Source organism: Vibrio tapetis subsp. tapetis, assembly GCF_900233005.1.
Lineage (GTDB): Bacteria > Pseudomonadota > Gammaproteobacteria > Enterobacterales > Vibrionaceae > Vibrio > Vibrio tapetis.
Window position 1 is genome coordinate 2,914,806 of sequence record NZ_LT960611.1, and the last position, 17,314, is coordinate 2,932,119.

Consider the following 17,314-nt stretch of genomic DNA (forward strand, 5'->3'; position numbering starts at 1 on the left):
TAGATAAGCCTAATTACCAGAAATCGGAACGGCGTTTGGCTCTGGCAATAATATTCTGTGGCATGCGCATTTCTAAGCCCTGCCGGAGCATGGTAATGCGTCGGTGTCGCCTTTTATCTGGGGTGACGGAATTATACAACCAGCGGTACGCATCTTCGTAGTCTAATGGGCTGCCATAATCGCGTAATAGCAATTCAGCTAAGTGGATTCTCGCATCCAAATTTCCCATTGAAGCTGCTTCTCTTAAGTAAGGAATCGCTCGCTCTTTATCTTGCTGCACTAAGGTTCCACGCGAGTAATAGCGACCAACCTGTTCTAATGCAACCGGTAAGCCCTGATGAGCCGCGTTCTCCATGTAATAGAGCCCGAGCTCAACATCACGATCGACACACACTCCCCACGCTAGCATATCACCATAGAGAAACTCGTAAGCTGGCAAGCTAATCCGCGTTGCCCTAGCCACAATATCTTCTACTAACTGACAGCCGTCAGCCTGCACACGCTCGAGGTGTTTATTGTCTTCGATTAAATTTATCAGTTCAGCTTCCGTATAGACTGGAATTGGCCCACCTATGCTCTCGTCAGCTTGAACCAAACTAACGCGGGAACACAGTGCCAATACCAACGAAGCTGCAACAGCTCGTAGTTTCATAGTCGCACTCTTTATTCATACCGTGCTTTTTTATCGGCAAATGTTGCTACCTCTTTAGACAATTATTGCCGATATCTGGCAATATTTTGCCAGATGACGAATAAAAAGTAACCGAAAAAGGCATAAAAAAAAGCCGACTCATTGAGTCGGCTTCTATATAACCTTTAAAGATCAGACCATTATGAATTAAATGGATGAACCTTGATGATGGTTTCGTTACGGTCAGGACCTGTAGAAACGATATCAATTGGTACGCCTGTCAGCTCTTCGATGCGCTTGATGTAATCAAGAGCAGCTTGAGGCAGTGCATCAATAGAGGTAGCACCAAACGTATTCTCAGACCAACCTGGCATTGTTTCGTAGATTGGCGTCGCTTCTTCAAAAGACTCAGCAGCCATTGGCGAAACTTCTAGAACAGAACCGTCTTTCATCTTGTAGCCAGTACAGATTTTTAGTTCTTCTAGGCCATCTAGTACGTCTAACTTAGTTAGGCAGAAACCAGAGATAGAGTTAATTTGTACAGCACGACGCATAGCGACAGCATCAAACCAACCAGTACGGCGTAAACGGCCTGTTGTTGCGCCAAACTCTTGACCAACATCACCTAAGTGCTTACCGATTGGGTCTTGCTTGTCTAGACCATCGTATAGCTCAGTTGGGAATGGACCTGAACCTACGCGAGTACAGTAAGCTTTGGTAATACCAAGAATGTAACCTAAGTGACGAGGACCAAAACCAGAACCAGCAGCAACGCCACCAGCAGTAGTGTTTGAAGACGTTACGTAAGGGTAAGTACCGTGGTCGATGTCTAGAAGCGTACCTTGAGCACCTTCAAACATGATCTTGTCGCCACGCTTACGTGCTGCGTCAAGTTCATCAGTTACATCAATAACCATAGAAGTCAGTAGATCAGCATAGCTCATCGCTTGCTCTAGTACTTCTTCGTAGCTTACGGTGTCAACTTTGTAGAAATGCTCAAGTTGGAAGTTATGGAATTCCATTACTTTCTTAAGTTTCTCTGCAAATGCTTCTTTGTCGAAAAGGTCGCCAACGCGAAGACCGCGACGAGCAACTTTATCTTCATATGCAGGACCGATACCGCGACCGGTAGTACCAATTGCTTTTTTACCAAGAGCGGTTTCGCGCGCTTGATCAATTGCAACATGGTAAGGAAGAATTAGAGGACATGCTTCAGAAATGAAAAGACGCTCGCTAACTGGGATGCCACGTTCTTCTAGAGGTTTCATTTCTTTCAATAGTGCATCTGGAGACAGAACAACACCATTACCGATAACGCATTTAACGTTATTGCGAAGAATACCTGATGGAATTAAGTGAAGAACGGTTTTTTCGCCATCAATGACAAGAGTGTGGCCAGCATTGTGACCGCCTTGATAGCGAACCACGTATTTTGCATCTTCAGTTAAAAGGTCTACTATTTTACCTTTACCTTCGTCACCCCATTGGGTGCCTAGAACGACTACGTTATTACTCATCTTTCCAATCTGATTGCTAGTTAAAAAAGGATTCTAGCACCGAATCGATTCTCTTGCAGTTATTTTTTAACCGTGAAAGTAAAACACTTTGATAAACAATTGAGAGGTAAAGAATAAAAAACAGCGTAAGTGACTAGAAAGTAATCTGCTCGCCATAAGTTGAGCTAAATTGGGCCAGTTAATCAGAGAGAAATGACCCTATAATCAAAGAGTACTACGCAATAATACCACGAGCACTTAGGCCACTCAAACACAGTGCGACCAGCTCATCGATGCTCTTCTCCCCTGCGGGTAAATCCAGTTCGGCACCCAACGGCGCTTCATATTCTGAGTCGATCCCGGTGAAATTACTGATCTCGCCAGCCCTAGCCTTCTTATATAACCCCTTAGGGTCTCGTTGCTCGCAAACTTCCAGCGAGGCGTTCACAAACACTTCTAAAAACTCGCCTTCAGGTAACATTTCTCTGACCATCTCTCTTTCTGCACGATGAGGAGAGATAAATGCCGATAACACAATCAAGCCTGCGTCTGCCATTAATTTGGCAAGTTCACCGATACGACGGATATTTTCACGACGATCTTGCGAAGAGAAGCCAAGATCACGACAAAGCCCATGACGTACATTATCGCCATCAAGCAGATAAGTGTGATAACCCAATTCAGCCAATTTAACTTCTAAAGCGCCTGCCACTGTTGATTTTCCCGCACCTGAAAGGCCGGTAAACCATAATACCGCCGGTTTTTGCTGCTTTTGTTTCGCTCGTGATGCTTTGGTAACGGCATGCTGGTGCCATACTACGTTTTCATCTTTAACTATGCTTGCCGTTGTCATTTATAAACGTCCTTGTTCAACTGATCTTCAGATCAATAAGGGAAAAAATAAGGGATCAGCGTCAGTACCAAAACGGAATAAACCAGTGATATTGGTAACCCGACCCGTAAATAGTCCGTAATGTGATAATTGCCTACGCTGTACACCAATAAGTTAGTTTGATAACCATAAGGAGAAATAAAACTCGCACTGGCTCCAAACAGCACCGCCATGATGAAAGGCATCGGATCGACGCCGTAGCCAATAGCCATACTGTAACCAATAGGAAACGACAGAGCCGCTGCCGCATTATTCGTAACTAACTCTGTGAGGACCAAGGTTAATAAGTAGGTCGCCACCAGCGCCCCAAAGACTCCCCAACCGTTAAAAGCTTCAATGAACATATCGCCCATTTTCACCGACAGACCAGAGGAAATCATCAATTGGGCAATGGTCAATGCACTGCCGACTATCACAACAATATCAATAGGGAAGCGGCGCCTGAGTTCTGAAATTTTTACGATGCCAAATGCGAGCAACAATAAGAGGTAACCAGAAAGGCCTTTAATCAATGGGGTAACCTCAGCCAGCGCTAAACCAATGACAGACACAAAACCCAACATGACCAATAGAGATTTATTTCTGTCCAATTTTGCACTGGAGTCCAAGTCATTCACCAAGACAAATTCTCGGGCATGGGCTTGCCTCTCGCTTTCAAAGCGCTTACCGGGTACTAACACCAGTGTGTCTCCAGCGGTGAGCTGAATATTACCCAAGCCCCCCTCTAATCGTTCATGACCGCGGCGTATTGCCACGACTACCGCATCAAAACGATCTCGGAATTGGCTAGATTTTAAGGTTTTATTACGAATGGACGCCGATGAGCTAACAATCACTTCAACAAAACTTTGGCCATTAAGGTGGTGCTGACCAAATAGTGTTAGCCCTTTGATTTCTTGCAACGTCGTGACACTTTCTACATCACCACAAAACAGAAGACGATCACCCGCGTCGAGCACAAAGTCAGGATCCACCGATGGCATGGTTTGCCCATTACGGATCACTTCAGCCAGGAACAGTTTTCTTAAGGCACGTAAATTATTCTGCGTGATGGTTTTTCCAACCAAAGGCGATCCTAGTTCAACTCTGGCTTCTAGAAAATAAGGCAAATCATTTTGAGTATGATCGTCGTTGTTAGGTAACAAATAACTCAGTGGGATCAAAACCAACATACCACCAAACAACACAGCCAATCCGATCATCGTTGGGGCGAAGAAACCTAAACTGGGTAAACCCGCATCTTCGACAAAGCTGTTGATGATCAAATTCGTTGAAGTGCCGATCAAGGTTAGGGTGCCACCAAGAATCGCCGCGTAGCTCAGTGGCAATAACAAGCGCGAAGGAGAGTGTTGTTGGTTGCGTTTTATCGCCCCAATTAACGACACGACTACCGCCGTGTTATTAGTAAATGATGAAAGAAATGCGGTAGAAAAGCCAAGTTTTGCTACTGCCGTTCCTAAACGACCACCAGATACATGCTGTCCTACCCAACTAATCAGTTGAGTCTTTTCCAATGCACAGGAAGCAAGTATCAGTAAAACCAAGGTCAACAACGAGGAATTGGTAAAATTAGTCGTAATGCTAGATAGATCGCTTAACCCTGCCATAAATGCGCAGAAGGCCGCACCAGCAAAGATAAAGCTCGGTTTGATTTTGGTCGCAACTAGGCACGCAATAATGGCAAGCAGAACCGCTAATACAAATCCTTGTTCCCATTCCATTGGCATATCCTAGTTACTTGAAGTGAAACATACAGCTTAAGAACAATGGGGAGCATGCACTCCCCATTATCACATTAGCCCTTTAAGATCTGACTGAGATCTTTCGCATCCCAGTGAGGGAAGTGTTTACGAACTAGCGCATTCAGTTCTACCTCAAAGGCGGAAAAATCACCTTGCGATTGTTCAACAAGATCCAAGCGTTTACGGATCATGCCAGCACCAACGGTTACGTTCGTTAGGCGATCGATCACAATGAACCCGCCGGTATCAGCACAATCAACGTAGCGATCCAATGCCACATTTTCGTTCAATGACCACTCACACAAACCGATGCCGTTCAATGGCAGTTGATCCGCTGAATGTTCCGACAGTTGGTTGATATCGTATTGGTGATGAATTTTTTCCACCTGACCAACGGTTTTCTTACCTGCCACCTTAATGTCGTATGCTCGCCCTGCTTCTAGCGGTTTTTCCGTCATCCAAACCACATCCGCTAATAAACGGTTAGTCGATGCAATTTTTGCCTTTTCTAGAACCAGTAAATCACCACGGCTAATATCGATTTCATCCGTTAACGTGAGCGTTACGGCTAAACCTGCTTGAGCTGTATCTAAGTCACCATCAAAGGTTACAATGCGCGCTACATTCGATGTCTTGCCTGATGGTAATGCTCGAACCGTATCACCGACAGAAATTGAACCTGATGAAACCGTGCCAGCAAAGCCTCTGAAGTCGAGGTTAGGGCGATTCACGTATTGCACAGGAAAACGGAATTCTCCATCATCTTTTGACTGGTCAATATCAATTTTCTCTAGAAGCTCTAGCATCGTAGAACCTTTGTACCAGCTAGTACGCGAGCTTAGATCCACAACGTTATCGCCTTCCAGTGCCGAAATTGGCAGCAATTGAATATTAATATCGCCTTCTAATTTCTCTGAAAACTCTTGATATTCACGCTCAATCTGCTCGTAACGATCTTGTGAGTAATCCACTAGATCCATTTTGTTCACGGCCACAATGAAATGACGGATCCCAACGAGGCTTGAGATAAACGAGTGACGTCGCGTTTGATCCAAAATGCCTTTTCGTGCATCCACTAAGATCACTGCAACATCACAGGTAGAAGCGCCTGTCGCCATGTTTCGAGTGTATTGCTCATGCCCTGGGGTGTCAGCAATAATGAACTTACGCGTTTGGGTCGAAAAATAGCGGTAAGCCACATCAATAGTGATGCCCTGCTCTCGCTCAGCTTGTAAGCCATCGACCAATAAAGCGAGGTCCGGACGTTCGCCCGTAGTACCGACACGCTGGCTGTCGGAATGCACTGCTGCTAACTGATCTTCATAGATCTGTTTAGAATCATGCAGCAACCGACCGATCAAAGTGCTTTTGCCGTCATCGACAGAACCACAAGTTAAGAACCTCAATAGAGATTTGTGTTGATGTTGACTAAGGTATCCTTCGATCCCCAGTTCCGCGAGTTGCGCTTCAACCGCACTGTTCATATTCTCTTTCCTTAGCTTGAATTCTGTTTAGAAGTAACCTTGGCGCTTCTTCAGTTCCATCGATCCTGACTGATCCTTATCGATCGCTCGGCCTTGTCTCTCACTTGAGGTTGCCACTAGCATCTCTTCAATGATTTCCGGCAATGTGGTTGCATCAGAATCAATGGCTCCTGTCAGTGGGTAGCAACCTAGGGTTCTAAAGCGCACACTACGTTGCTCGACCTTTTCGTCTTCAGCAATTTCCATACGATCGTCATCGACCATAATCAGCATACCGTCGCGCTCTACCACAGGGCGTGGCTCAGCTAAATACAGTGGCACGATTTCAATATTTTCTAGGTAGATGTATTGCCAAATATCCAGCTCTGTCCAATTTGATAACGGGAACACACGAATGCTTTCGCCTTTATTGACTTGGCCGTTATAAGTTCTCCATAACTCAGGGCGTTGGTTTTTCGGATCCCATGTATGGTTTTTGTCCCGAAACGAATACACACGCTCTTTCGCACGAGATTTTTCTTCATCACGACGAGCACCACCAAAAGCAGCGTCGAACCCATATTTGTTCAAAGCTTGCTTTAAGCCTTGAGTTTTCATGATATCGGTATGTTTTGATGAACCATGCTCGAACGGACTAATGCCCATTTCCAATCCTTCTGGGTTCTTATGAACCAAAAGCTCAAAACCATACTTCTCAGCGGTACGATCACGAAACTCAATCATTTCGCGAAACTTCCAATCGGTATCGACATGTAATAGTGGGAAAGGAATTTTTCCTGGGTAAAAAGCTTTACGCGCTAGGTGCAGCATCACCGATGAATCTTTACCAATGGAATACATCATCACTGGGTTATCAAATTCGGCCGCCACTTCACGCAGAATGTGTATGCTCTCTGCTTCGAGTTGCTTTAAGTGTGTGAGTCGTTGTTGATCCATTTTTTTACGCTTCCTTAAAAGCTCGTTATTACGAGCTGTAGAGTGTTCTATTTACTGTAAATTGACGTTAACTGTGCTGATTACGCACCATTCGAGATATTCACAGTAGGCTCTGATGGCAAATTGAACCAATCAAGTTTCTTGGCTAAATTCACCACTTCGCCAACTACAATCAGAGATGGCGACTGGGCATGAGCGGCTAACTGAGAGAGTTCAGACAACTGCCCTTTAAAGACTTTTTGAGCTAACTGCGTACCACGTTCGATAATCGCGATAGGGGTATCGGCACTTCTGCCGTGCTTGATGAGTTGGGCTTGGATATGGTTGGATTTCAATAAGCCCATATAAATAACCAGTGTTTGCTGGCCGCGAGCCAGTGTTGACCAGTCGACAGATTCATCTTCTTGTTTCAAGTGCCCGGTTACGAACATGGCAGATTGAGCGCAATCTCTATGAGTAAGGGGAATACCAGCATAAGCCGTTGCACCCGCTGCAGCAGTTATGCCAGGGATCACTTCAAAGCCAATCCCCGCATCAAACAACACTTCAAGCTCTTCACCACCGCGGCCAAAAACAAAAGGATCGCCACCCTTAATACGCACGACTTTGTAGCCTTGAGAGGCAAAGTCGACTAAGAGTTGATTGGTTTTTTCTTGCGGTACACTGTGATGCCCTGCTTTTTTCCCAACGCATACCAATATTGTTTCACTGGGTACAAGAGACATAATTTCATCAGACACAAGATAGTCATACAAAACCACATCAGCCTGCTGTAAATAACGCAATGCTTTAACCGTGAGTAGATCCGGATCGCCAGGCCCTGCACCAACAAGTGCCACTTCACCGGCCTTCAAATCACTTTTCGCAAAGTTCAGGTTTGGGTTACTCGCAACTAACCGAGGTTTTGTTGCTGGAAATGGGGTAAGTGTGTCCTTGTTAGCCATGGTGATATCGCCATCATTCATCCTGTGATGACTGCATTATGACCAGCTTCTGTTATTACCTGAAATTCTAAAATTTCATTTTTTATATCAAAAGCTGATAAGGGATGTTTCTCGGAGGTTTGAAAAGTGAAATGAACGGTCAAAAATCAGACTGTTTTCCGAGCCATGTATCTCAGTTAATTCACAATAAATGTACTAGGCTCCTTGTTGAGTATTTTTGCAACAAAGCATAGATAAAATGTATTTATGTACTTTAGGTAACACTTTCACACAATAACTCAGACCATGATCACACAACGCTGTCGCCATAAATATTCGTTACATTACTTTTTGTTACATTAGACGCGTCATTTTTATCCCCACATGGAGCAAATCATGAAATTGGCTGTTAAACCCCTCTCTATTGCAGTACTTGGTGGCATGCTAGCTATCGCAGGACCAGCAATGGCTGACACCATTAAACTTCGTATTGTAGAAACGACGGACATCCATACCAACTTGATGGATTACGATTACTACAAAGATAAACCTTCTCAAAAAATTGGTTTGGCACGTACAGCGACACTGGTAAAAGAAGCGCAAAACGAAGTGATCAACAGTGTTTTGGTTGATAATGGCGATTTGCTTCAAGGCAGCCCTATGGGCGATTACATGGCAGCTAAAGGCATTAAAGCCGGTGAAGTTCATCCTGCGTACAAAGCGATGAATCAACTTGGTTACGACGCAGGTAACATCGGCAACCATGAATTCAACTATGGTTTAGAATTCCTAAAAGAAAGCATCAACGATGCCGACTTCCCTTACGTCAATGCTAACGTATTTGATCAAAAAACGGGTGAGCACTACTTTAAGCCATACATCATTAAGTCTCACACGTTTAAAGATATTGATGGCGAAGCGCACGAAGTCAAAGTTGGCTATATAGGTTTTGTTCCGCCACAAATCATGGTTTGGGATAAGAAAAACCTAGAAGGTAATGTTTTTGCTAAAGACATCAAAGTGATGGCTGAGAAACTTGTTCCTCAAATGAAAAAAGAAGGCGCTGACGTTATTGTTGCGATCCCTCACTCAGGCCTTGCAACAGACCCATACAAGCTAGGTGCAGAAAACTCAACTTACTACCTTGCTGATGTTGACGGCATCGATGCCATCGCATTTGGCCACTCACATTCAGTATTCCCAGGTAAAGGTTTTGACAACATTAAAGGCGTCGACAACAAGAAAGGCACCATCAACGGTGTTGCTGCTGTTATGCCAGGCCGCTGGGGTAGCCATGTTGGTGTAATGGATCTTGTGTTAAATAAAGAAGGCAACAGTTGGAAAGTAACAACTGAGCAAACTGAAGCTCGCCCAATTTACGACAAGAAAGCGAAAAAATCGCTAGCTAAAGCAGATGAAGGCATTGTTAAAGCACTTGCTAACGATCATAAAGGGACTCGTGAGTTCGTTAACCAGCCGATTGGTAAAGCTGACGATGTAATGTACAGCTTCCTAGCATTAGTACAAGATGATCCAACGGTTCAAATTGTAAACCTAGCACAAAAAGATTATGTAGAACGTTTCATCCAAGGTGACCCTGATTTAGATGGTATCCCGGTACTTTCTGCTGCTGCACCATTTAAAGCCGGTGGTCGTAAGAATGACCCTGCAAACTTTACTGAAGTTGAATCAGGTGAACTTACTTTCCGTAACGCTGCCGATCTATACCTCTACCCAAACACCTTAGTTGCACTAAAAGTACAAGGTAAAGAAGTGAAAGAGTGGCTAGAGTGCAGTGCTGGCCAGTTTAAACAAATCGATGTTAATTCATCTGCGCCACAAGGCCTCGTTGATTGGGATGGCTTCCGTACTTATAACTTTGATGTTATTGATGGTGTGAATTACCAAATCGATGTAACACAACCGGCAAAATACGATGGGAACTGTAAGGTTGTTAACCCGAAATCAGAGCGTATTATTGGTCTAACCTACCAAGGCAAACCCATTGATATGAAGCAGGACTTTATCATTGCAACGAACAACTACCGTGCTTACAGCAACAAATTCCCAGGTACAGGTTCAGATTTCATTGCATTTGATGCGCCAGATGAAAACCGTACCGTTCTTGCCAACTATATCTCGCGTGTAAGTGCTGAAAAAGGTTTGGTTAAACCAAGTGCTGATAACAACTGGTCTTTTGCTCCGATCATGAGTAAAAAATCATTAGATATCCGCTTTGAGACATCTCCAAGCGACAAAGCCGCTAAGTTTATCGAACAAAAAGCGCAATACCCAATGGAGCGTGTAGCAACTGATGATGTAGGGTTCGGTGTTTACCGACTAACACTACAAAAATAGCCTGAAACTCTCTATGATAAAAGCCGCAGCAATCGCTGCGGTTTTTTTATGAGGCGAACCGAGTGCAACCTTTTATTGAACAATTAGCCGAATTTGGCTTCTCTTCTACCGAACTAGAAACTCTTTCGTTAGTCGCATCTCCGTTAGATCTGCCGACACGCCACATTCTTACTCATCAAGGTGAAATGGACACTCACATCTATTTCGTACTTGAGGGGCTGTGTCATGCTTGCTATCTCACCGATGACGGCAAACAATTTAGTAAGGAGTTTTATTGGGAGCACGATTGGATCATCGGTTTTGAGAGTGTAATAAAAGAGCAAGCCTCTCCGTATTTATTAGAAACACTGACACCAACCACGTTGCTTTGCCTTCCTATTGAAGCATTCCAATCTTGGCGGGAACAAGCGCATCCGCTTTATCTTAAGCTGCTCGAAACGCAATTAATGCACAAGGAAAACAAGGAGCGCTTTATGCTGCTTCACTCTCCAGAAGAACGCTACGAATTATTTTGTCAGTATTACCCCGATCTAGAACAGCGTATTACCGACTATCAAATTGCCGCCTATTTGGGGATCACTCATATCAGTTTGAGCCGCATTAAAAAACGCCTAAAGCAGAGAAATTAACAAACGTTAACGAACTTGCTCTTCCTTAATATTACTCTTAGGGACAAATAATAAGGAAGCACTATGATCACTTGGAAACGCCTGTCTTTCTCTCAGTTTACTCCTGATGAACTTTATGACTTACTGCAATTACGAGTAAACGTATTTATTGTGGAGCAAAATTGCCCTTATCCGGAATTGGATGACAAAGATCGAGCAAAAGGTGCTGAGCACTTGCTCGGTTTTAACGGCAGTGAGCTTATCGCCTGCGCTCGATTACTACCGGAAGGGCTAAGCTACCCTAGTGCCAGTATTGGCCGCATTGCAACAAAAGCAAGCTCTAGAGGTGATGGCTTAGGGCATGAACTATTAAAGCAAGCGCTCACTCACATCAATGAGCTATGGCCCAATGCCGCGATAGAAATTGGTGCACAAGCTCACTTGGCCAAGTTCTATCAATCGCACGGCTTTGTTCAAACTTCTGAGCCTTACCTAGAAGATGACATTTTGCATATCGACATGAAACGGACCGGTGAGTGACTCGTTCATTAAGCTTATTCAGTCAGGCGTTGCTCCTGCTAGTCGCTGGCAATCTATTTGCTTCATTGTCCGATGTATCTGTAAAACTACTTAATGGTGAACTGTCCACTTATCAATATATTTTCATTCGTCAGTTAATTGGATTTTTGGTCGTTCTCCCATTTTGGTTGAGACTCAGCAAGGTGCAGCAATCGGTAGGGTCTTTACCATTAAACCTATTTCGAGCGCACTTAGTCATTATTGGCAGTGGATGTATGATGATAGCGGTTACTCACTTACCTCTAGCAACCGCTAATGCCGTGTTTTATGCGGCTCCAGTGTTGATGCTGCCTCTCTCTATATGGCTACTAAAAGAAATTCCCGCCAAAAGCAAAGTAATTGCGACCTGTATAGGCTTTATTGGTGTGCTGATCGTTCTGCGCCCCTCTCAATTTCACTGGGCCGCACTATTTGCTATGGGCACCGCCATCACGCTGGCATTATTCAACATATTGGTAAGAAAACTGCCGGTGGGTCAACCCGTCGTAACCACTCTATTTTGGACCAGCCTTTTATCACTGCCAGTCTCTGGCTTGCTGGCTTTTATTCACTGGCAACCGATGAGTTTTGTTCAACTCGGTTGGGTGGCTTCGAGTGCGATTTTGATATTAACTTACAATGGCTGCGCCGTTTTGGCCTATCGAAAGGTTTCCGCTGATCAAATCGCCATGGTCGAGTATTCTGGCTTAGTGTTCGTCACTCTATTTGGTGTGCTGTGGTTTGAAGAAGTGCCTGATTGGATTACATTAGTTGGAATTGTGCTGATCGTATTACCTATGTTGATTCGTAGAAATTCAAAATCGGCCTCATAAAAAAAGACGTTAATCAAAAAATTAACGCCTTTCTATCTGTTCACTGATTGTCTTTACTTGCTGCGGCCAAAACCACCATCTGATAAACGGAAGAACATGACCGCACCTTGCTTTTTCTCGAGCTGGAGAATATCAAGTTGCCCTTGCTCGTCTCGCTTAAAACGAACGAGTTGCCCTTGCTTAATTCGACTTAAAGGCTTGTCTGCTCCTTCAATTTTTGCAAGAGCATTTAGGTCTGCCATAGGGAGATCGTTAGCTCTGAACACTTGAGCCAAGGTGTCTCCAGCTTTTACTGTATATTCTTGCCACGTATCAGATCTCGGAGCGGTAACGGTACTACTATGCTGCTCGCTCAAACCCTTGGTATTCAAAGTCACCGCTTTTCGCTCATCACTCGAGCTCGTATTCTGAATTGTTATTTTCTCAGTAGTGGCAGTGGGAGTCGGCCACACAAGTAACACCACGATCATGATACTAAGAACAGCGATCACTCGTTGATGCAATTTGGGTAATCGATCGAGTTGTACTTTTACCGGATCAAGCCGTGCACGCCATTCGACGTCACTTAGCTTATTTTTTACCTGATCAACGAAACTCACTGACTTACGCTTGGTAACTCTTCGATTCATCGGCGCTAAACCTTTATTAATTATCTCTTCATTATCTCAAAATTTCTCTCTCGCGACTACATATTGGCATTTACCGTTTCTTCATGCTAGTAGAACTGTTATCCTTTTGCGGCATAAACTCACATTATAAAGAGAGACAAGATGTCTGAGATTAAACTTGAGACCGTAGAGCAAAAAGCAAGCTACGGCATTGGTCTTCAAATGGGCCAACAACTAGCTGGTAGCGGCCTTGAAGGTCTAAACGTTGACGCAATTGCAAAAGGCATCGCGACAGCGCTAACTGGCGACATGCCAGAAATCGAAGTTGATGAAATCAACAAAGCACTTCAAGACCTTCACACTCGCGCAGAATCTGCACGCGCTGAACTAGCTAAAGTTGCAGCGGCTGACGGTGAAGCTTACCTAACAGACAACGCTTTGCGTTCTGAAGTAACGGTTCTTGAGTCTGGTCTTCAATATGAAGTACTGACTGAAGGTACTGGTGAAATCCCAACGTCTGATAAGCAAGTACGTGTTCATTACCACGGCGAACTAACTGACGGTACTGTTTTTGACAGCTCTGTTTCTCGCGGTCAACCTGCTGAGTTCCCAGTAACTGGCGTTATCAAAGGTTGGGTTGAAGCACTTCAACTTATGCCTGTGGGTTCTAAGTGGAAACTATACATTCCTCAAGACCTTGCATACGGTGAGCGTGGCGCTGGCGCTGCAATCCCTCCTTATGCTGCTCTTGTATTTGAAGTTGAGCTACTGGCTATCCTTTAATTGCCATAGAGTCTCAATTCTAAAGCGGTGTTTTACACCGCTTTTTTGTATCACTTTTATCAAATTCGCTTACACTAAGTATTCTTGTTATCAATGACAATGGATGTAAGCATGAAAACAAAAACGACCGCTTTTCTCATCACCGCACTTTTCATAAGCACTCCTTCCTATGCTCTTTTTGGCCTAGGTTCTGATAAAGACCAATCTGTAGACACCGCCGCACTGACTTCACTCGCGACTTCAGCATTAGGTGATTCCGCAACTAGCGTTGAGTCATCCCCAATCGTTAAGCAACTAACGGATAGTTTGGGGGTTAGCCCAACTCAAGCAACCGGCGGCGCGGGCGCATTACTGGCGCTTGCTTCAAACTCTCTTTCTAGTAACCAATCAAACGAGTTAACTAATCTTATTCCAGGAATGAGCAACTTAACGGACTCGGTTCCCGGCTTGATGGGAATGGCGAATAACCTGAGTGCTGTAAATGATGTGTTTGCCAAACTTGGCCTAGATCCGAGTATGGTTACTCAGTTTGCTCCGATTATTTTGGAATACCTAACGGGTCAAGGCGCTTCTAGCGGACTATTGAGTTCTTTGGGAAATATCTGGAAATAGCCGTATAAACTCTGTTTCTACCACAGTATCAATCAAGGATGAAAGACTCATGAAAGACGAAACACTCTCGATCCATCATGGTTACCAAACCGATCCAACCACAAAATCAGTCGCAACGCCGATTTATCAGACCGTCGCGTATGAGTTCGACAACGCTCAACATGGAGCGGACCTATTTAATTTAGAAGTCCCTGGCAATATCTATACTCGGATCATGAACCCGACCAATGATGTGCTTGAGCAAAGAATGTCCGCATTGGAAGGTGGTATCGCGGGTCTAGTAGTCAGTTCCGGCAGCGCTGCAATCAATTATGCCATTCTTACCTTAGCGCAAATTGGCGACAATATTGTATCAACCCCCCAGTTGTACGGGGGCACATATACGCTTTTTGCCCATATGTTACCGCAACAAGGCATTGAAGTTCGATTTGCAAAAGACGACAAACCTGAAAGTTTAGCCGAGCTAATTGATGAAAAAACTAAGGCCGTTTACTGCGAATCAATTGGTAACCCCGCAGGTAATATTGTTGATTTAGAAAGCATAGCAAAACTTGCTCACGCCAAAGGTGTGCCTGTCATCGTCGACAATACCGTTGCAACCCCGGCTTTATGTAAACCTATTCAGTATGGTGCAGATATTGTTGTGCACTCTCTTACTAAATACGTAGGTGGTCATGGCACAACTCTCGGAGGCGTGATCGTCGATTCAGGAAAATTCCCATGGCGTGAACACAAAGAGCGTTTTCCAGTGTTTAACCAACCAGAAGCGGCTTATCACGGAGTTGTTTACACCGAAGCATTTGGTGATGCCGCATTTATTGGCCGCGCTCGAACTGTACCAATGCGAAATACAGGTTCAACGTTGTCGCCAATGAATGCATTCATGCTGCTACAAGGATTGGAAACTCTACCTTTACGTATGGAACGTCACTGTGAGAATGCGTTGAAGGTAGCACAGTTTTTAGAATCTCATCAGAAAGTCAGTTGGGTCAGTTATGCCGGGCTAGAAGATTCTCCTTACTACCCGCTTGCAAGTAAATACATGCAAGGTAAGCCTTCTGCTATTTTATCATTCGGACTTAAAGGCGGGTATGATGCCGGCGTTAGCTTCTATGATGCATTGAATCTATTTAAACGTCTGGTCAACATTGGGGATGCTAAGTCCTTAGCTTGTCATCCAGCCTCAACGACACACCGCCAGTTAAACTTACAAGAACAAGCTCAAGCTGGTGTTACTCCAGAGATGATTCGTTTATCGGTGGGTATTGAACATATTGATGATATTTTGGCGGATTTAGAACAAGCGTTGAGGGCGTAAGAGAGCAGGATGCGCTTTTCTCTCAGTAAGCGAAGCGTGTTCTGTAGTCAAAATCTTCCATTTTCTCCAGACATAAAAAAAGCCGAGCTTTCGCTCGGCTTTTTAATCTATCGAACAGATTACTCAGCAGCTTCTTCAGCAGCTGGGCGATCTACAAGCTCAATGTAAGCCATTGGAGCTTTGTCGCCGGTACGGAAACCAGCTTTTAGGATACGAGTGTAACCGCCTTGACGGGCAGCAAAACGTGGACCTAGTTCGTTAAATAGTTTTGCAACAACTTCGTTATCACGAGTGCGTGCAAATGCAAGACGACGGTTAGCAACACTGTCAGTCTTAGCTAGTGTAATCAAAGGCTCAATTACGCGACGTAGTTCTTTTGCTTTAGGCACGGTAGTTTTAATAACTTCGTGACGAACAAGAGAGCTAGCCATGTTGCTGAACATCGCTTTGCGATGACTGCTGTTGCGGTTGAGTTGACGACCACTCTTACGATGGCGCATGACCTAATCCTTCTAACTAGTATCGATTAATCTTCAGCAATTGACGCTGGTGGCCAATTTTCAAGGCGCATGCCAAGAGAAAGACCACGTGAAGCAAGTACGTCTTTAATCTCTGTAAGAGATTTTTTACCAAGGTTTGGCGTTTTAAGAAGCTCAACCTCAGTGCGCTGTACAAGATCACCGATGTAGTGAATCGCTTCTGCTTTCAAACAGTTAGCAGAGCGAACTGTTAGTTCAAGATCGTCTACAGGACGCAGTAGGATCGGATCGAATTCCGGCTTCTCTTCCTTCTCTTCAGGGACACGAATGTCACGAAGATCGACGAAGGCATCTAGTTGCTCAGCAAGAATAGTTGCTGAACGACGGATAGCTTCCTCAGGGTCAAGAGTACCATTCGTTTCCATATCGATAACAAGCTTGTCTAAGTCAGTACGTTGCTCGACACGTGCCGCTTCAACCGCGTAGGCAATTTTGTCTACTGGGCTGTAAGTTGCATCTACAAGCAAACGACCGATTGGACGCTCATCTTCTTCAGTATGGATACGAGATGATGCTGGTACATAACCACGACCACGTTCTACTTTAATACGCATAGCGATTTCAGCGTTGTCATCCGTTAGGTGACAAATAACGTGCTCTGGGTTAGCGATCTCTACATCACCATCATGGGTGATGTCACCTGCAACAACAGGGCCCGAGCCTGACTTATTCAGCGTAATGAATACTTCATCTTTGCCTTCTGCCACTTTAACAGCAAGACCTTTCAGGTTAAGAAGGATCTCTAGGATATCTTCTTGTACACCTTCTTTGGTGCTGTACTCGTGAAGAACGCCTTCAATCTCTACTTCGGTTACTGCGCAACCAGGCATAGAAGATAGAAGGATGCGACGAAGCGCATTACCTAGAGTATGACCAAAGCCACGCTCTAATGGCTCAAGAGTTACTTTTGCGTGTGTCGCGCTGACTTGTTCGATGTCAACTAGACGTGGCTTAAGAAATTCTGTTACAGAACCCTGCATTGTGTCCTCTCTT

17 protein-coding genes are annotated in these 17,314 nt (G+C 44.5%); 7 read left to right on the plus strand and 10 right to left on the minus strand.

Features of this window, described 5'->3' with window-relative positions; translation table 11 throughout:
* Positions 1 to 13: 13 nt before the first annotated feature.
* The 7 genes from motX to cobA all read right to left on the minus strand — a co-directional run bounded on the left by motX (position 14) and on the right by cobA (position 8,125).
* A complete protein-coding gene (gene motX / locus VTAP4600_RS12935) occupies positions 14 to 652 on the minus strand; it encodes a flagellar protein MotX (RefSeq protein ID WP_102523170.1) in 639 nt (212 codons plus the stop codon).
* Positions 653 to 831: 179 nt separating this feature from the next.
* Positions 832 to 2,148 (minus strand): adenylosuccinate synthase, encoded by a 1,317-nt coding sequence (locus VTAP4600_RS12940; RefSeq protein ID WP_102523171.1) that lies wholly within the window; start codon positions 2,146 to 2,148, stop codon positions 832 to 834.
* Positions 2,149 to 2,362: 214 nt separating this feature from the next.
* Positions 2,363 to 2,980 (minus strand): adenylyl-sulfate kinase, encoded by a 618-nt coding sequence (cysC, locus tag VTAP4600_RS12945; protein ID WP_102523172.1) that lies wholly within the window; start codon positions 2,978 to 2,980, stop codon positions 2,363 to 2,365.
* A 32-nt stretch (positions 2,981 to 3,012) separates the two neighbouring features.
* Positions 3,013 to 4,740, minus strand: a complete 1,728-nt coding sequence (locus VTAP4600_RS12950; RefSeq protein WP_102523173.1) for an SLC13 family permease — start codon at positions 4,738 to 4,740, stop codon at positions 3,013 to 3,015.
* A gap of 74 nt (positions 4,741 to 4,814) precedes the next feature.
* Positions 4,815 to 6,245, minus strand: a complete 1,431-nt coding sequence (gene cysN, locus VTAP4600_RS12955) for a sulfate adenylyltransferase subunit CysN (RefSeq protein WP_102523174.1) — start codon at positions 6,243 to 6,245, stop codon at positions 4,815 to 4,817.
* Between the two features lie 27 nt (positions 6,246 to 6,272).
* The gene (gene cysD / locus VTAP4600_RS12960; protein ID WP_102523175.1) at positions 6,273 to 7,181 is read right to left on the minus strand and encodes a sulfate adenylyltransferase subunit CysD; all 909 of its coding nucleotides are present in this window, start codon (positions 7,179 to 7,181) and stop codon (positions 6,273 to 6,275) included.
* An 80-nt stretch (positions 7,182 to 7,261) separates the two neighbouring features.
* Positions 7,262 to 8,125 carry a uroporphyrinogen-III C-methyltransferase gene (gene cobA, locus VTAP4600_RS12965; RefSeq protein WP_102523988.1) on the minus strand — a complete coding sequence of 288 codons (864 nt, stop codon included), beginning with the start codon at positions 8,123 to 8,125 and terminating at the stop codon, positions 7,262 to 7,264.
* A gap of 375 nt (positions 8,126 to 8,500) precedes the next feature.
* Here cobA and cpdB point away from each other — a divergent pair, with 375 nt between their 5' ends.
* From cpdB to VTAP4600_RS12985, 4 genes are all read left to right on the plus strand, one after another.
* Positions 8,501 to 10,462, plus strand: coding sequence for a 2',3'-cyclic-nucleotide 2'-phosphodiesterase (gene cpdB, locus VTAP4600_RS12970; RefSeq protein WP_102523176.1), 1,962 nt, complete (start codon positions 8,501 to 8,503; stop codon positions 10,460 to 10,462).
* 62 nt (positions 10,463 to 10,524) lie between these two features.
* Complete coding sequence (locus VTAP4600_RS12975; RefSeq protein ID WP_102523177.1) at positions 10,525 to 11,091, plus strand: Crp/Fnr family transcriptional regulator; 567 nt, start codon at positions 10,525 to 10,527, stop codon at positions 11,089 to 11,091.
* Positions 11,092 to 11,154: 63 nt separating this feature from the next.
* Entirely contained in the window at positions 11,155 to 11,610 is a 456-nt protein-coding gene (locus VTAP4600_RS12980; RefSeq protein WP_102523178.1) for a GNAT family N-acetyltransferase, read from the plus strand.
* Positions 11,607 to 12,461 carry a DMT family transporter gene (locus tag VTAP4600_RS12985; protein ID WP_102523179.1) on the plus strand — a complete coding sequence of 285 codons (855 nt, stop codon included), beginning with the start codon at positions 11,607 to 11,609 and terminating at the stop codon, positions 12,459 to 12,461. Before VTAP4600_RS12980 ends, VTAP4600_RS12985 begins: the two co-directional genes overlap by 4 nt.
* 53 nt (positions 12,462 to 12,514) lie before the next feature.
* Here the strand turns inward: VTAP4600_RS12985 and VTAP4600_RS12990 are convergent, their stop codons facing one another.
* On the minus strand, positions 12,515 to 13,090 hold the full coding sequence (locus VTAP4600_RS12990; RefSeq protein ID WP_102523180.1) for a LysM-like peptidoglycan-binding domain-containing protein: 576 nt from the start codon (positions 13,088 to 13,090) through the stop codon (positions 12,515 to 12,517).
* A 141-nt stretch (positions 13,091 to 13,231) separates the two neighbouring features.
* Here VTAP4600_RS12990 and VTAP4600_RS12995 point away from each other — a divergent pair, with 141 nt between their 5' ends.
* From VTAP4600_RS12995 to VTAP4600_RS13005, 3 genes are all read left to right on the plus strand, one after another.
* Positions 13,232 to 13,852 carry a BamJ family beta-barrel-assembly machinery protein gene (locus tag VTAP4600_RS12995; RefSeq protein ID WP_102523181.1) on the plus strand — a complete coding sequence of 207 codons (621 nt, stop codon included), beginning with the start codon at positions 13,232 to 13,234 and terminating at the stop codon, positions 13,850 to 13,852.
* Positions 13,853 to 13,963: 111 nt separating this feature from the next.
* The gene (locus VTAP4600_RS13000; RefSeq protein WP_102523182.1) at positions 13,964 to 14,464 is read left to right on the plus strand and encodes a DUF2780 domain-containing protein; all 501 of its coding nucleotides are present in this window, start codon (positions 13,964 to 13,966) and stop codon (positions 14,462 to 14,464) included.
* 49 nt (positions 14,465 to 14,513) lie between these two features.
* Positions 14,514 to 15,782, plus strand: coding sequence for an O-acetylhomoserine aminocarboxypropyltransferase/cysteine synthase family protein (locus VTAP4600_RS13005; RefSeq protein ID WP_102523183.1), 1,269 nt, complete (start codon positions 14,514 to 14,516; stop codon positions 15,780 to 15,782).
* A 119-nt stretch (positions 15,783 to 15,901) separates the two neighbouring features.
* On the opposite strand, the gene rplQ is transcribed toward VTAP4600_RS13005, so the two are convergent.
* Positions 15,902 to 16,282, minus strand: coding sequence for a 50S ribosomal protein L17 (gene rplQ / locus VTAP4600_RS13010; RefSeq protein ID WP_102523184.1), 381 nt, complete (start codon positions 16,280 to 16,282; stop codon positions 15,902 to 15,904).
* A gap of 26 nt (positions 16,283 to 16,308) precedes the next feature.
* Positions 16,309 to 17,301, minus strand: a complete 993-nt coding sequence (locus VTAP4600_RS13015) for a DNA-directed RNA polymerase subunit alpha (protein WP_102523185.1) — start codon at positions 17,299 to 17,301, stop codon at positions 16,309 to 16,311.
* Positions 17,302 to 17,314: the final 13 nt, after the last annotated feature.

What these genes read in the sequence shown, in the direction of transcription:
- VTAP4600_RS13000 (WP_102523182.1), top strand. Translation starts at nt 13,964, where the DNA reads ATGAAAACAAAAACGACCGCTTTTCTCATCACCGCACTTTTCATAAGC.
- cysD (WP_102523175.1), bottom strand. Translation starts at nt 7,181, where the DNA reads ATGGATCAACAACGACTCACACACTTAAAGCAACTCGAAGCAGAGAGC.
- rplQ (WP_102523184.1), bottom strand. Translation starts at nt 16,282, where the DNA reads ATGCGCCATCGTAAGAGTGGTCGTCAACTCAACCGCAACAGCAGTCAT.
- VTAP4600_RS12980 (WP_102523178.1), top strand. Translation starts at nt 11,155, where the DNA reads ATGATCACTTGGAAACGCCTGTCTTTCTCTCAGTTTACTCCTGATGAA.
- VTAP4600_RS13005 (WP_102523183.1), top strand. Translation starts at nt 14,514, where the DNA reads ATGAAAGACGAAACACTCTCGATCCATCATGGTTACCAAACCGATCCA.
- motX (WP_102523170.1), bottom strand. Translation starts at nt 652, where the DNA reads ATGAAACTACGAGCTGTTGCAGCTTCGTTGGTATTGGCACTGTGTTCC.
- cobA (WP_102523988.1), bottom strand. Translation starts at nt 8,125, where the DNA reads ATGGCTAACAAGGACACACTTACCCCATTTCCAGCAACAAAACCTCGG.
- VTAP4600_RS12940 (WP_102523171.1), bottom strand. Translation starts at nt 2,148, where the DNA reads ATGAGTAATAACGTAGTCGTTCTAGGCACCCAATGGGGTGACGAAGGT.
- cysN (WP_102523174.1), bottom strand. Translation starts at nt 6,245, where the DNA reads ATGAACAGTGCGGTTGAAGCGCAACTCGCGGAACTGGGGATCGAAGGA.
- cysC (WP_102523172.1), bottom strand. Translation starts at nt 2,980, where the DNA reads ATGACAACGGCAAGCATAGTTAAAGATGAAAACGTAGTATGGCACCAG.
- VTAP4600_RS12995 (WP_102523181.1), top strand. Translation starts at nt 13,232, where the DNA reads ATGTCTGAGATTAAACTTGAGACCGTAGAGCAAAAAGCAAGCTACGGC.
- VTAP4600_RS12950 (WP_102523173.1), bottom strand. Translation starts at nt 4,740, where the DNA reads ATGGAATGGGAACAAGGATTTGTATTAGCGGTTCTGCTTGCCATTATT.
- VTAP4600_RS13015 (WP_102523185.1), bottom strand. Translation starts at nt 17,301, where the DNA reads ATGCAGGGTTCTGTAACAGAATTTCTTAAGCCACGTCTAGTTGACATC.
- VTAP4600_RS12990 (WP_102523180.1), bottom strand. Translation starts at nt 13,090, where the DNA reads ATGAATCGAAGAGTTACCAAGCGTAAGTCAGTGAGTTTCGTTGATCAG.
- cpdB (WP_102523176.1), top strand. Translation starts at nt 8,501, where the DNA reads ATGAAATTGGCTGTTAAACCCCTCTCTATTGCAGTACTTGGTGGCATG.